Origin of the sequence: Ureibacillus suwonensis (genome assembly GCF_042655065.1) — a bacterium.
Taxonomy (GTDB): domain Bacteria; phylum Bacillota; class Bacilli; order Bacillales_A; family Planococcaceae; genus Ureibacillus; species Ureibacillus suwonensis.
The window spans coordinates 36,385-50,936 of record NZ_JBHSNQ010000040.1; the positions used below are offsets into that span (position 1 = coordinate 36,385).

The following is a 14,552-nucleotide window of genomic DNA, read 5'->3' on the forward strand; positions in this document are numbered from 1 at the left end:
ACAATAATATAAAAAAGGAGTTGGAAAACATGAATCAAACTTTAATTCAAAACGGTTACTACGGAAACTATGGCGGCAGCTTCGTTCCAGAAGAAGTGCAAAAAGTGCTGGAGAAAATTGCGGGAGAATTTGCAAAAGTCAAAGACGACCCGGCTTTCAATGAAGAACTCAATTATTACTTGAAAGAATATGCCGGCCGTGAAACCCCTCTTTATTTCGCCAAAAATTTAACAGAAAAATTGGGCGGAGCAAAAATTTACTTAAAACGGGAAGATTTGAACCATACAGGATCCCATAAATTGAACAACGTACTCGGCCAAATTCTGCTTGCCAAACGCATGGGGGCAAAAAGAATCATCGCTGAAACGGGAGCAGGTCAACACGGGGTTGCCACTGCGACGGCGGCTGCGATGTTCGGAATGGAATGCACAATCTACATGGGGGCAAAAGATACGAAACGCCAAGCGTTGAATGTGTTCCGCATGGAGCTTCTCGGCGCAAAAGTGGTTGCTGTCGATAAAGGAAACGGCTTATTGAAAGAAGCGGTGGATGAAGCATTCCTTGATTTAGTGAAAAACCATGATCATACTTTCTATTTGCTAGGTTCAGCAGTTGGCCCTACTCCATATCCTGAAATCGTTGAACATTTCCAATCCGTGATCAGCCGGGAAAGCCGCGCACAACACTTAGAAAAAGAAGGAAAACTTCCGACAGCGGTTGTGGCGGCAGTTGGTGGCGGCAGTAATGCGGCTGGTGCTTTCGCGCATTATATCAACGATGAAAGTGTGCGCTTAATCGGTGTGGAACCTGCAGGCGCCGCAACGCTTACCAAAGGGACTCCAGGCGTCCTTCACGGTTTCAAAAGCTACGTCCTTCAAGATGAAGAAGGCAACTTGCTCGAAACAGACTGCATCGCTGCCGGCTTGGACTACCCGGGTGTGGGACCGCTGCATGCTTACTTGCATGAAACAGGCCGCGGAGAATATGTCACTGTCACAAACGAAGAAGTGCTGGATGCATTCCAAGTGTTATCAAGAACAGAAGGCATTATTCCCGCCCTTGAAAGTTCCCACGCAGTCGCTCATGCATTGAAGCTTGCACCAACTTTATCACCTGAAGATACCATTATCGTCAATATCTCCGGCCGCGGCGACAAAGACGTGCAACAAGTATTTGAATTGCTCAAAAATAAATAAGATGAGAAAAGGGGACGTTCCTGCTGTGAACCTCCCCTTTTTTTATTGCGCTCTTTTTTATGATCATCGTCCTTTAAAGCGGTGTTTTGCTCGTAATGCCTCCGCCGATTTTATCGAGCATGTCAATCGTCATCGCTTCTAAATCATACCTCGCTTTGAATCCCCAATCCGCGATGGCCCGGGATGAATCGATGGAATTGGGCCAGCTTTCTGCAATGCTTTGCCGAACGGGATCGACATCCTATTTGATTTCAAAGTGCGGGATATGTTTTTTGATTTCCGCCGCAATTTCCGACGGGTCGAAACTCATGGCGGAAACATTGTAGGCATTGCGCACGGTCAATTTGGCGGGGTCGGCTTCCATTAAATCAACGATGGCGTTCAATGCATCCGGCATATACATCATATCCATATAAGTCCCTTCTGCAATATAAGAAGTGTAACTTCCTTCATTCACCGCTTTATGATAAATTTCCACCGCATAATCCGTCGTTCCCCCACCAGGCGGCGTCCCCGGTGAAATCAACCCTGGGAAACGAAGCCCCCTCACATCCACGCCATAGCGCAAATGGTAATAATCGCATAACAATTCTCCCGCCACTTTGTTCACGCCATACATCGTTGTAGGCCGTTGTAATGTTTCTTGCGGTGTATTGATTTTCGGCGTTGTGGGCCCGAAGACGGCAATGGAACTCGGATTAAAGAGCTGCATATTTAATTCTTTTGATACTTCCAATGCATTCAACAAACCGCCCATGTTCAATTCCCATGCAAGAATGGGTTTGATTTCAGCCGTTGCGGAAAGCAATGCGGCCAAATGAATCATCGTATCCGCATTAAATTTTTTCGCCACTTCGTACATTTTTAATGCATCGAGCACATCCAGCACTTCAAAGGGACCGTCATGGTTTTTGTCCTCCCGGATATCCGTCGCCAGCACATTATCTTTTCCGTATTCAAACCGGAGCTTTCTCACCAGTTCCGAACCAATCTGTCCAAGCGCGCCTGTGACAAGTATTCTCTTCATCTCGCCCCTCCTCTTGTGAATTCAAGACCACTGCGCGAACAATATAGATTATGTTGTAACCTATTTATATGCCAGTGCTTTCCGGCGGGCTATTCATTCGACCAGAGGGGGATTTTTATTTTTTATTCCATGATGGTAATGCCGTAGATGGATTCAAAGGAGAAGGAGCGGCCATCTTCCAATGTGCAGATGCGCCGTTTGTCATCAAGTTTGGCTATCTTCCCTGCCACTTTGGAGGTGCGATGGTTTTGCCAAATGTTCAATTCCACTTCATAGTGATTGGTGCAGGCAATGAGGAGCTGTTCATTCAAATCTTGCAATGCCCATTCATCAAGAACCGGCTTTTCTTCGCACCGGTCTTTTTCCCTCCATTCCCGGAGCATTTTCACATGTTCCGGAAGCATCATCGCATTCCATTTGATATTTCCGCGGTCTCGGATCATTTTCTTCACCTCTTTGATTTCGCAGAACTTTGGAGGTGGCTGGATGAAGTTTTCGTTTTCCGGCAAGGAGTTTCCCTCTCCCTTATTTCTTATGTCCACCCAAGAGTTGCGCCCGCTCAAGAGCCGTTCCCGCTTCCGTATAAGAAACTGCGCGAAGCACGGCGGTTGGCCCCCATTTGGAGCGCAAAGCATCCATCGCTGCACCGAGTTTTCTCCTTCTCCATTTTTGCTGATCGAAAAAACTCAATTGCATCGAGCGTTCCGTTTCCAGTTTGGAGAGGCTGATGGAAAGTTTCCGTACCGGCCGTTCCGCATAAAATTCATCAAGCAACCCTTTGCACACTTCATAAATTTTCATCGTATCATTCGTCGGTTCATCAATCGTCCGGGAGTGATGAAACCCTCCCCCAAAGGCATCTTTGCTGTAGCTTACACCGAGGGAAATCGTTCTTCCCGCCTGATAAGCTTCCCTTGCCCGGCGCGCCACATCTTCGCACATTTCCAAAATGACGGCAAGGATTTCGCTGCGGGTCCGATAATCCCGCATGAGCACCTGCCCTTTTCCGAAGCTGATTTGCCCTTCCGCAAGAGGGGCGCCAAGGGGAGATAAATCAATTCCCCACGCGTGGTAGTACAATTGATTTCCTAAAATGCCGAAGCGTTTTTCCAGCAGTTGCAAATCGGTTCGGGCCAAGTCCCCCACTTTGAAAATGCCCATATTGTTCAGCGTGCGTTCCATGCGTCGCCCAATCCCCCACATGTCGGAAAGGGGCGCAACAGGCCACAACTTTTTCGGAACATCTTCATAAGTCCAGTGGGCAAAGTCGGTTTTCTTCGCTTCCAAATCAAGAGCCAACTTTGCCATGAGCATATTCGGCCCCATCCCCACCGCGCTTGGAATTTGGAATTGGCTATAGATCCTTTCTTGAATATATTTCGCTGTTCTTTCAGGAGGACCCCAAAGTTTTTCGGTGCCCGTCAAGTCGACAAAGCTTTCATCAATGCTGTAGACGTGAATCGCTTCTTTCGGTACGAATTGATTGATTAAATTGGTAATCTCCATAGACATTTGCACGAAAAATTCCATTTTTGGTTCAAACAGCCGAATGTCCGGATGTTTTGGGATTTCATAAAGGCGGGAGCCCGTTTTGATGCCAAAGCGTTTCTTCATCGGCGGTGATGCAGCAAGCACGATGCTTCCCTTTTGCTCAAAGTTTCCTACAACCGCAATGGGCACTTCCATTGGATTCAGATTGTGAAGCATCGCCATGCAGCTGGCATAAAAGCAGCGCATATCAATGCAAATGATCGAGCGTTCCGGAAGAAGCCGATGCAATTCTTCGGGGCTGAAGTTCGTGTAGTTCAGTTCGCTTATGCGCATGCCAACCACCTCCGCACTTCTATTATATGAACAGAACAAATGTTCTATAACTTATTCTAGAATGAGACCATTGAGACGGCAAGTGGGATTATTTGGATAAATCGAGTAGGAGGGAGCGATTAACTCCCGTCCTCTCACACCACCGTACGTACGGTTCCGTATACGGCGGTTCAATTAAGATAATTGACGCAAGTTTTCATAACTTCCGTGAATAGCTTGTCTTCTTATGCCAGTGGTCACTCCACCCTCCAAGAGGTCTCCCACGGGATTCACCGTTTCCTTCCTCAAGTGAGGTACTACGTTTTCTGTGTTCATCATGACTCACTGAATGCCAAGGGCTATTCTCTCTTAATTGTTCGGTCCTTCTTAGTAGTTCTAAACCAACTAATACTATGACCTCTGCTGACTTCTGACGGTTCAGCTACTTATCACTAAGTAGGTTATGAAGCGTACTTCACCTATCCGCCAGACCTCCCCGGGTAAGTACATGCACTTTCACACCATCTATCCGCCTCATTTACTCGATATGACCTTCGACAGAAAGAGCTTTGTTTTGTTACGCAAACTCACTCAATCATACCTAGCCTTATATGAGGTTCGTGTTCCTCGGACCGGTGTTTTGCCTCCAGCTTCCTTCAGATTCCGCGTCACCACGGACACCCTTTCGTTGAGCTAACCTCTACTTCTGTCTTCGGGGTTCGGGACTTACACCCTATAGTTCATGTACATGCCGGGCGCACGTAAAGTAAAAAAAGAAGTACAAACTAAAAAGCATCATAATTGACAAAAAGATACTAAAGGGGTAATTAGAATGAATATAGAACCAGATCTTTGTCGTGTTGAAGATGCTTTAGGCATATTAGTCGGAAAATGGAAACCCATTATCTTATTGCATTTATTGAAGAATGGTACTCAAAGATTTAGTGATTTAAAACGAAGTATACCTGGAATTACACAAAAAATGCTGACCAATCAATTACGTGAGTTAGAAAACGAGGATATTATTCAGCGTGTTGTCTATCCACAGGTTCCTCCTAAAGTGGAATATTCGATTACCGAGTACGGCCGGAGCTTAGAACCAATCTTACACGCAATGCACGAATGGGGAACAAACCATATCCAGCATAAAAAACAAAAAATGAATGAATCGATGAGTAAATAAATACTGAAAACACCCAGTTTCTTTACTAGATAGCTGGGTGTTTTCAAAAAATAAAAGAAAGAATCATTCACATTCTGGTTCAATATCCAATTATTTTAACCTTCATTTCAACCTGCAATAAAATGACTTGCTTAAACGACGGTCTGCTTCTCACCACTATCTTGTGCTTTCCCCTTGAATGTGTAATGTGTTAACACTTCTTTTTGCGGTTGCTGCAAATTGAAAAATCATCATTATTAGAACAATCACTATCATTCCAACTACTGCAGAAGTAAAGCTGTTCGTTGCGTCATAAATCCAACCGAGAATAATAGGACCTAATGCACCAATTACATAACCAGCAGATTGTATCATGGCCGACCAAGAGGCTGCTTCATGAGCGTTATCTGTAGCATCAATTGGCAAAAGAAGATTTAAAGGAAACAATCCGCCTGCTCCAATACCTATCAATGCAGAAGCTAGCAACGGTTCAATATTTAGCACGAGTAAAATAAATCCAACAAGTTCTATAATGGATTCTACAATCAACCAGAAACGACGGGAGTGAAACCTTCTTAACAAAATTGGAAGCACTAGGCTAACTGGTATTTGCACGACTACGAAAATTGTTAATGCGATTGCGGCGTAATCTTTCGTGTACCCCATTCCTTGGATGATTTGAGGTAGCCATGCCGTAATTGAGTAAAATAGCATACCCATCAGACCAAAGGACAATGTAAGAATCCATGCTTTACCGTTCCCCCACGGCAATTGAACTTTTGTTCCAGAAGTAGCAGTGTGAGCTGATTTTTTGACTTGTTGATTTACAAATAACCACCAGATAACTGCAGCTACGAATGCTATAATTGCCCAAAATGCAAGGGAAGTTTGCCAGGAGTTAAAGCTATTCTCTAGCGATGTAGAGAGTGCAGAACTAATTGCTGCCCCCAAAGTCAGAGCTACGGTATATACTGAAACCATAAAAGGTACTTGATTAGGAAAATGCTCTTTAATGAAACCAGACAACAGTGGACCTATCAAAGCGATACCGATACCTGCAATTATAGCTGTTGTTACTAGAAATGATACAGAATCTGTGAACAAACGAATAACAGTACCAACTCCAATAATTAAAAGCGATAAGCCGATTACCCGTTCAATTCCCCATTTTCCCCCAGCTTTCACGGCGATTGGAGAAAAAAGACCCATACAAAGCACTGGAATGGCAGTCAACAAACTTGCGACAGCTGCACTCATTCCAAGATCTGTTCTAATGCTCTCTAGTAAAGGGGCGATTGAGTTAATAGCTGGACGTAGATTTAGCGAAGCCATAAATAAAGCGATAATTAATAAGACACTTTTTTTCATCTAATATCCCAACTTTCTTTATGCTTTAATTAGATTCATTCAAAAAAGTACCGTTTCTATAATCTTCACATACTTGTTGAATATCTTCTTATTCATAACGAATGGGCTCCTGCCAAAAACAAGTTCACCATGTCGTTCCCAAGGACCCGATTCGATAATCTTTTGTTGCAAGTTTTGTTTTAAATCCCTCCATTAAATTGTTTTGTTCAACGAAATCCATTATGCCAATGAAGTATGAAAGTGATAAGTAGGCACTTTAATGTGGTTTAGTTTCTTTGAAGATACTATTGGAGATGTAGCAAGGTTAAGACTATAAAATTTAATATTTACTTCCCTCTTTTCTCCGTTCTGGCTTGTATCAAATATTCTGTTAATGTTATTAAATTCTTCCATTTAATTAATAGAAAAGAAGTTGATACTTAACTGGCTTAAATATAATAAAAAAGGAGAATCCTTCTTTTACTTTTGTACATGATGAATGTAATGGATATCCTGAAAGTTTTTTAAAACCTAAAAAAATATAAACCCATGAAATTTTGCAATGTGCAAAACTTCATGGGCTATTTTTCTATTTAGGAGGATTTTATCCTAGCATCTGCTTCAATTTCCATTCTAAATACATCTTGTTATTCAGATTTTATTGTTTAGTATGAGGTAAAGTAATTAGATTACCTTCAATTATAATGTTTATATTCCTTCATTTATCGTTTAGAATTTTTCCATTTGATTAATTTCCGCTTGTCTAATTTAGGCCATCTGTGTTTTGGAACATATTTTACCATCGTTTCAAACAACATACCCCATTGCTCTATTGATAGGATGCCAACTGGCGTTTCACTTTTTATGCCCAAACTTCTTTTAACCCTTTTGATTTGCTGTGCTGTAAAAATGCCCCTTAATGCAAAGTCAATTGGCATCTGCGGGTTTTGCAATACATAGTCTGCGAATCCCCAAAAAATGAAATAATCTTTATAAGGAACTTTTGGATTTACTTTTCTTTTTATCGTAATCAGTGCCGAATCTACTTTTGGTTGGGGAGAAAAGTTTTTCTTAGAAATTTCTTTTACGTATCGAATATCAAACCACATTCTCCAAGCAATGATATATGGGTCCTTCACAAATTGAGAGGTGAATCTTTTTGCCGCTCCCTTTTCCATTACTATTGCTCCTCTCTGAAATCCACTTATCGGATGATTCAATAACATCTTCATAATGGGCGTCGTAATCGAATAGGGAATATTCGAAACAACGATAAAAGGTTCTTTCGGCAATTGAATTTGTAATATATCGTGATGAATGATTTTAACATTACCGGTTTCAGCAAATTTCTCTTTTAATAAACTTACAAATTTTCCTTCATATTCTATAGCCAGTATCCCCCTTGCTTTTTTACTTAACACCGACGTCAATGCACCTTTTCCAGCACCAAACTCTAAAACTAAATCATGTCGAGTTACATTTGCAATTTCTACTATTTCATTTATTAATTTCTTATTATGCATTAAATGTTGTCCTAAAAAATTGGGTGGTTCACTTCTTCGATGTTTACGATTTTTAGTCATTAATTCTTCTTCCTTTCTAAAAAAATCACAAGCATCTGCTTGCGATTTAGAGCAAATGGAAGAAGATCCGCCCTCATTCGTTTGGAATAACATATTGACAAGATAGGCATCAAAAAAGGACTTGTACTTAGGTGTAGTACAAATCTATCGAAAGAAAGTGAAATTCCTTAATAATAGAAAAAAGGCAGAAATAATCTGCCTTCGGAAATGACGTTATTAACCCATTAATTAATATCAACCATAAATAGTGATATTACAAAAATGTGGTTCAAAAATGAAAAATGAAGATTATTAAAAAAGGACAGACTACTCCCATTTACTCTGCCGTTCACAAGCAGAGCCTTTGAACATATTCAATTCATTAGTTCAAAGTTGGGAAACGTAGTCTCATTGAGTGTGTCACTTTTTTAATAATCCTCCTTTAATGATGAATACAAAAACAGTATATTGGTCCTGAATCAAATTGTCAAATGGAACTATTGGGGACAGTCTATGTGTTCGAACCTAATGATAAATATGATTTGTTTGACGAATGCGAAAGTTTATTAACTGAATCATGAAATATAGAATCATAAGAAATGAAATTTATATGCCAATATTTCAGTATATACATGCTAATCAATCTTCCAATGTTTTAATAATGATCAAGTCCGTTTGTTCTTCATCCCCCATATAAAAGGAGTGAAATCCTTTTTGAACAAATCCCATTTTCTTATAAAAGCCAATTGCATTTTCGTTCTTTTCCCAAACCCCAAGCCAAATTTTCTTTTTATTCCATTCCTTTGCAACTTCAATCGCTTTATTTAGCAAGGCTTTTCCAAGTCCATGCTTCTGAAATTTCTCTCGAATATAAATTCTTTCAATTTCAAGGAATTCATCGCCCATTTTTTCCGTCTGAGCATCATCACTATTGACTTTTAAGTAACCCGCCAATTCATTTTGGTAATAGACAAAGAAAAATTGTGAATGAATATTGGATAGCTCTTTCTCTAATTGTTTTATATTAAATGCCTTTTCTAAATATACTTTCATATTTTCAGGTGAATTTTGATCTTTAAATGTGTAATAAAACGTTTCAATGCCCACTTCTTGTAATGTGTGCAAATCTTCAAGGGTACATGTTTTTATTTTGATTGTCATAGTGAACATCTCTCCTCATATCAATAATTTCGTTTGTTTCCCTTCTTAACGTATTCCCAATCTTTTTCAACATTTTTTCTTACCCGCTGCAAAAGATTGAATAATGTTTCCACTTCTACTTCAGATAATCCTTGTAAAGCTACAGCGTTAGAATGATCATGTTCTCTTATTAAAAACGGATAAACATTATTGCCTTTCTCGGTCGCATAGAGTTTCTTAATTTTTTTTATTTTGTGGATCCTCTCGCTTTTCAACAAATCCGTTCATTTCTAGTTTTTTTATTGCGCGTGATGCAGTTGTCCGATCCACTTTGATCATTTCAGCCAACTTTTCTTGAATAATTCCTGGGTTCTCACATATTCGTACAAGGTACAAATACTGACCTTTTGTTAAGTCATATTCTTTAAACTCGATATTACTGATTGAATCTAGTGCTCGTGCTATCATCCCAATTTCACGAAGAACTTCTTTCATAATGAACTCCTTCATTTTTATTGCAAATGCAATATTTTTAATTCATTTTAATCAAACTTTGTTGCATTTGCAACAAAAAAATAATTGAATATCTACATAATTTTAGGGTGATAATTCAAAAGAATTTGCAATCTTTCATAAGAATAAGTAGACTTTATATTGAAATTGAATATATTAACCGGGGGCTTGCGGAAGCAGGCTGAGAGTACGACTAATCCGTCGTTGACCGTTTGAACCTGATTTGGGTAATGCCAGCGCAGGGAGTGTAGTAAGTCGAATTATGCACTTTGCTTAGGCAGAGTGCATTTTATTTTGCGGAAAGGGTGAAAACCGATGACTCAGCAACGAGAAATCATAGAGGAACTTTCTCAATTTATCAAAAAGAATCAAGCTTCAGAAGAAGAGTTTAATAGCTTGGCTTTACATATTTTTAATTATCAATACAAACATAATCTCCCCTATCAAACATTTTGCCGCCAAAAAGGAAAGACACCGCGGCTTGTGAAAAATTGGCGAGACATTCCTTATGTGCCGATGAGTGCCTTTAAAGAGGTTCCATTGACATGTTCAGATCCAGAGGCAGCGGTTAGAGTCTTTATGACAAGCGGAACAACCCAAGGAAAACAAGGCAAACACTTTCATTCCACTCTCGAAATCAGAGAACTTTCCATGATTATCAACTTTAAAGAACGGTTTATGAAAGAAACAAATCGCATCCGCATGGGAATTTTGTTTCCAACTGAAGAGAAAATGCCGCACTCATCCTTAGCCCATTATTTAGCTCTTGTCATGAAAGAGTTTGGCACAGAGGACAGCTGCTATTTATTAAAAGAGAACGGCGTACATATTCAAAAAATCATCAGTGAGTTGGAACATGCCGAAAAAACAGGAGAACCATTTGCTTTGCTCGGAGCAAGTTTCAGTTTTGTTCATTTGTTTGAGGAATTGGAGCGTTTAGGAAAAACGTTTAATCTGCCGAAGGGAAGCAAAATTCTTGATACTGGTGGTTATAAAAATAAATCAAAGGAATTAGATTTAAATGAATTTTATCAGTTGCTTGAAAGATATTTCGGTGTAGATAGAAGCAATTGTATTAATATGTACGGCATAACAGAGCTAAGCACGCAATTTTATGATGATGGCAATGAGGTCGTTCCATCTATAAAAACTGGACCTAGTTGGATTCGTACGAGAGTCATCAATCCGTTAACAGGTGAAGAGGTTCCAGAAGGAGAACGTGGTGTTTTAGTTCATTATGATTTAGCGAACTTTAATTCCGTAATGGCGGTTGCTACTGAGGATGTAGGAATGGCGGTTGATGAAGGATTTTATCTGTTCGGTAGAGTTCAAGGTGCCGAGGTAAGGGGATGCTCGCTAGCGGTAGAAGAGTTTATTCAATTGGCGAAAGGAACAGCAAAATGAGAATAACAGCTGGATATATTCCAAATATCGGAGAAACGAAATTTGATAAGAAAATCCTGAAGTTTCAGGATTTAGAAGTGGAACTGCCTCTCCTTACATTAGAGCAAATGCAGAGGGTCATTGACACGGTGAAAAGAGAAAGTGCGGAAATCTTAAAATCACTGTCGGTATCAACAGTAGTGGACATCATCGGTTATGTAACGGAACAATTTTTGGAACGCAGTTCATCTTATCGACAGCAGGCGGAAAAGTTGCTTCCGATTGTCACCGGCTATGATGAGGAGGTAATTCGCCTTGGTCTTACATCTTTTTTAAAAACATTTCGCAAGCACGAACTCCAGCGTTTCCTAGTAGAAGATTTAGGAAATCCATTATTATTAGATCATTTTCAGCCGCGCGCAAAAGGTGGTTTTTCAAAAGCAATTGGACCCGAACTCATTACCCATGTATGGGCAGGGAATGTTCCAGCACTGCCTATTTGGAGTTTCGTATCTGGTCTGCTAGTAAAAGCAGGAAATATCGGAAAAGTTTCAAGTTCTGAACCTCTTTTTGCCGGCTGGTTTGCAAAAGCCTTAGCAGAGGCCGAGCCGAGTCTTGCCAATTGCTTTGCAGTTGTGTGGTGGAAAGGCGGCGATGAAAAGCGAGAGAAGATGATATTTGAAAAGTCGAATCTCGTTATCGGATACGGTAACAACGAAACGCTGCAAGCTTTAAAAAAACAAGTTCCCATTACTACTCGCTTTTTACCTTTTGGTCATAAAGTAAGCTTTGGCATCATTTCAAAATCTGCCTTAGATGCGCACAAAGCATGGCGAATTGCTCATCAAGCCGCACTTGATGTCATTCGTTACGATCAGCAAGGTTGTTACTCACCGCACTTATTTTATGTGCAAAAAGGCGGAAAAGTATCGCCAGTGGAATTTGCCCGCTTGATTGCGGGGGAGCTAGAAAACTTCGAAAAGCGTTATCCAAGGCGTAAGCTTTCCATGGAAGAATCAGTTGCCCTTGCTTCATGGCGGCAAAAGGAAGAAATGAGCACTTTTACAGCAACAGGAAAAGAAGTGCTTGGAACTTCCACACATCAATGGACGGTTGTTTATGAAGAAGAGGAAAAAGTTTTTACGGCAAGTCCGTTGAATCGAGTAATTCGGGTTATTTCTTTTGAAAAATTAGAAGACATTCTGCCATACATCAAGCCATACCGCTCATTTCTTCAAACGATTGGAATGGCCGCAACCCCTAAAGAACTTTTCCACTGGGCAGAGTTGTTGGCTAACGTTGGCGTAACACGAATCACAGCACTAGGAAAAATGACTTCCCCTGAAGCAGGTTGGCATCATGATGGACGGTTCAATCTACTGGATTTAATTCAAATGGTAGACATCGAATCATCGGCAATAGTGGATAGTGAACAATTTGCTCCTTATGTTGATTAGGAGGTTTTTAATATGAGTTTTTTGGTAATGGAGGATGTAACATACAGTTACGAACAAGGAAAAAATCAAATTTTACGTGGGATTAGCTGGGAAATCAATAAAGGAGAGTTTCATTGTCTGCTTGGAAAAAGCGGCTGCGGAAAAACGACCTTATTAAAGCTTGCTGCTGGCCTGCTTTCATCTGAGAATGGAAGCATTCGCCTGCAAGGAAAGGAAGTAATCAAACCTTTACCTAATTGTAGTTTTTTTTTCAAACTCCAACTCTATTGGAATGGAAAACAGTTATTGAAAATGTGCTTCTCCCTATTAAATTGAAACGGAAAATCAGAAGTGAGGATATGGAGCAGGCAATGGAATACTTAGAGCTTGTTGGCTTAGCCTCTTATCGAGATTGTTACCCTTTACAGCTTTCCGGTGGACAACAAAGCCGGGTCGCTCTTGCACGAGCCTTAATGCAAAAGCCTTCTTTATTATTTTTGGACGAGCCTTTTGCAGCATTAGATGCCATTACAAGAGAAGAACTGCAAGATGATCTTTTAAGAATGTGCAATATGCATAATATTACTGTGCTCTTTATTACCCATGATATTGCGGAAGCAGTATATTTATCCGATAAAATTGCTGTCATGGCACATGGAGAAATTGTCTATCAAACCCCAATCATGCTTGAACGCCCACGTAGAATGGAAATGAGATACGAGACTTATTTTAACGAACTATGTTTCACGTTACGTCAAGTAATGAATGGTGAACGCTTATGAAAAAAACATCCGTTTATTCATTTTTATTATTCATTTTTTTACTAGTTATTTGGGAAATATCATCCAAGTCCTATTCCGAACTTGTATTACCAGCTCCTTCTGTAATAGTACTCACCCTTGTTGATGGACTTTTAAACGGCTATTTTACACAGCATATTCAACGGACTGCCGCTGAAGTAATTCTTGGTCTCTTTTTTGGTGGTGCAGCTGGATTTACAGTGGGAGTTCTAATGGGAGAAGTGGCCTTTTTACGTAAGCTTCTCTTTCCTTATATTATAGCGAGTCAAGCAGTTCCCAAGCTGGCATTGGCTCCGTTATTTATTCTTTGGTTTGGCTTCGGCATGACGTCCAAAGTTGTTATTACTGCGCTTGTATGCTTTTTCCCATTGCTTGAAAATACAGTAACAGCGATTCAGTTAAGCGATATACAAAAGCAGGAACTATTTAAAATGCTTGGTGCAACACGGCTACAAACATTAATTCACTTAAAAATTCCTTCTGGTATGCTGGGCATTTTAGCTGGACTTCGTGTTTCGGTTGTCCTTGCAATTGTGGGGGCGGTTGTCGGAGAATTTATCGGCGGCAGTGAAGGACTAGGGGCGCTTATTATCGCAACCCAAGCAATGATGGATACCGCCCTTATGTTTGCCACATTAATTTTATTAACAATTTTCGGTATGATTCTTTACTTAACTGTATCTTGGCTTGAAAAAATGTGGATGAAAAGATTGAAGAAGGAGATATGAAAGATATGAAGTTGAAACATATAATCATCGCATTTCTTTTATTACTTCTAACAGCATGCGGTTCAAAAGAGGAAGGCTCGAATGAAAAAGAATCATTTGCACAGCTGACAGTTGCACTCTGGAGCCAGCCTATTACAGAATCCGTCAACCTATTAGTCGATGATGAAAAAGGATTTTTCAAAGAAAAAGGCATTGATTTAAAGGTGATTCCCGGTGCTGGTGGTGGAGATGCTATTAAAAATATTCTTTCCGGTCAAGCAGATATTGCCTTTACTGACCCTGGATCTCTTTACTTTGCTTTAGACAAAGGAGAAAAATTAAAAGTTATTTACTCAACTTTCGCAGTCCAAAATCTTGTTTAAATGCTTGATGTAAATGGGTTTTGGAAGTACAAAATTATCATTTGACATTTTTTAAAACATAAAGAAAGACACCTATTCTTTTGGTAAAATATT

General features: G+C 40.1%; 13 protein-coding genes, 2 pseudogenes and 1 riboswitch. Of the genes and pseudogenes, 8 read left to right on the forward strand and 7 right to left on the reverse strand.

All coding sequences use genetic code 11. The features are described from left to right. Positions 1 to 29: 29 nt before the first annotated feature. Positions 30 to 1,196 carry a tryptophan synthase subunit beta gene (trpB, locus tag ACFPOH_RS04020; RefSeq protein ID WP_390308881.1) on the forward strand — a complete coding sequence of 389 codons (1,167 nt, stop codon included), beginning with the start codon at positions 30 to 32 and terminating at the stop codon, positions 1,194 to 1,196. Between the two features lie 73 nt (positions 1,197 to 1,269). Here trpB and ACFPOH_RS04025 read toward each other — a convergent pair. The 3 genes and pseudogenes from ACFPOH_RS04025 to ACFPOH_RS04035 all read right to left on the reverse strand — a co-directional run bounded on the left by ACFPOH_RS04025 (position 1,270) and on the right by ACFPOH_RS04035 (position 4,047). Next, a pseudogene (locus ACFPOH_RS04025) lies at positions 1,270 to 2,223 on the reverse strand (NAD-dependent epimerase/dehydratase family protein). 122 nt (positions 2,224 to 2,345) lie between these two features. Next, positions 2,346 to 2,732, reverse strand: coding sequence for a YolD-like family protein (locus ACFPOH_RS04030; protein WP_342470396.1), 387 nt, complete (start codon positions 2,730 to 2,732; stop codon positions 2,346 to 2,348). 16 nt (positions 2,733 to 2,748) lie between these two features. Beyond that, positions 2,749 to 4,047, reverse strand: a complete 1,299-nt coding sequence (locus tag ACFPOH_RS04035) for a Y-family DNA polymerase (RefSeq protein ID WP_342470397.1) — start codon at positions 4,045 to 4,047, stop codon at positions 2,749 to 2,751. Between the two features lie 811 nt (positions 4,048 to 4,858). Between ACFPOH_RS04035 and ACFPOH_RS04040 the strand changes: the two genes are divergently transcribed. After that, on the forward strand, positions 4,859 to 5,209 hold the full coding sequence (locus tag ACFPOH_RS04040; RefSeq protein ID WP_168412086.1) for a winged helix-turn-helix transcriptional regulator: 351 nt from the start codon (positions 4,859 to 4,861) through the stop codon (positions 5,207 to 5,209). A 156-nt stretch (positions 5,210 to 5,365) separates the two neighbouring features. On the opposite strand, the gene ACFPOH_RS04045 is transcribed toward ACFPOH_RS04040, so the two are convergent. The 4 genes and pseudogenes from ACFPOH_RS04045 to ACFPOH_RS04060 form a co-directional block, all read right to left on the reverse strand. Beyond that, entirely contained in the window at positions 5,366 to 6,556 is a 1,191-nt protein-coding gene (locus ACFPOH_RS04045) for an MFS transporter (RefSeq protein ID WP_016839020.1), read from the reverse strand. Between the two features lie 701 nt (positions 6,557 to 7,257). Further along, the gene (gene erm, locus ACFPOH_RS04050; RefSeq protein ID WP_096550139.1) at positions 7,258 to 8,118 is read right to left on the reverse strand and encodes a 23S ribosomal RNA methyltransferase Erm; all 861 of its coding nucleotides are present in this window, start codon (positions 8,116 to 8,118) and stop codon (positions 7,258 to 7,260) included. A 618-nt stretch (positions 8,119 to 8,736) separates the two neighbouring features. After that, positions 8,737 to 9,258 (reverse strand): spermidine/spermine N(1)-acetyltransferase, encoded by a 522-nt coding sequence (paiA, locus tag ACFPOH_RS04055; RefSeq protein ID WP_390308882.1) that lies wholly within the window; start codon positions 9,256 to 9,258, stop codon positions 8,737 to 8,739. A gap of 20 nt (positions 9,259 to 9,278) precedes the next feature. Continuing rightward, a pseudogene (locus ACFPOH_RS04060) lies at positions 9,279 to 9,732 on the reverse strand (MarR family winged helix-turn-helix transcriptional regulator). Positions 9,733 to 9,900: 168 nt separating this feature from the next. Beyond that, positions 9,901 to 10,012: riboswitch (TPP riboswitch) on the forward strand. Positions 10,013 to 10,065: 53 nt separating this feature from the next. Here ACFPOH_RS04060 and ACFPOH_RS04065 point away from each other — a divergent pair. From ACFPOH_RS04065 to ACFPOH_RS04090, 6 genes are read left to right on the forward strand one after another with little or no spacing between them, the layout of a single operon-like run. Then, positions 10,066 to 11,154 (forward strand): LuxE/PaaK family acyltransferase, encoded by a 1,089-nt coding sequence (locus ACFPOH_RS04065; protein WP_016839015.1) that lies wholly within the window; start codon positions 10,066 to 10,068, stop codon positions 11,152 to 11,154. Further along, positions 11,151 to 12,590 carry an acyl-CoA reductase gene (locus ACFPOH_RS04070; protein ID WP_390308883.1) on the forward strand — a complete coding sequence of 480 codons (1,440 nt, stop codon included), beginning with the start codon at positions 11,151 to 11,153 and terminating at the stop codon, positions 12,588 to 12,590. The genes ACFPOH_RS04065 and ACFPOH_RS04070 overlap by 4 nt, the downstream gene beginning before the upstream one ends. A 27-nt stretch (positions 12,591 to 12,617) precedes the next feature. After that, complete coding sequence (locus tag ACFPOH_RS04075; protein ID WP_390308884.1) at positions 12,618 to 12,905, forward strand: ATP-binding cassette domain-containing protein; 288 nt, start codon at positions 12,618 to 12,620, stop codon at positions 12,903 to 12,905. Continuing rightward, positions 12,884 to 13,351, forward strand: a complete 468-nt coding sequence (locus ACFPOH_RS04080; RefSeq protein ID WP_390308889.1) for an ABC transporter ATP-binding protein — start codon at positions 12,884 to 12,886, stop codon at positions 13,349 to 13,351. Before ACFPOH_RS04075 ends, ACFPOH_RS04080 begins: the two co-directional genes overlap by 22 nt. Next, positions 13,348 to 14,097, forward strand: a complete 750-nt coding sequence (locus tag ACFPOH_RS04085; protein WP_390308885.1) for an ABC transporter permease — start codon at positions 13,348 to 13,350, stop codon at positions 14,095 to 14,097. The genes ACFPOH_RS04080 and ACFPOH_RS04085 overlap by 4 nt, the downstream gene beginning before the upstream one ends. Positions 14,098 to 14,102: 5 nt before the next feature. Beyond that, the gene (locus ACFPOH_RS04090; RefSeq protein ID WP_390308886.1) at positions 14,103 to 14,459 is read left to right on the forward strand and encodes an ABC transporter substrate-binding protein; all 357 of its coding nucleotides are present in this window, start codon (positions 14,103 to 14,105) and stop codon (positions 14,457 to 14,459) included. The last annotated feature ends 93 nt before the right edge of the window (positions 14,460 to 14,552 follow it).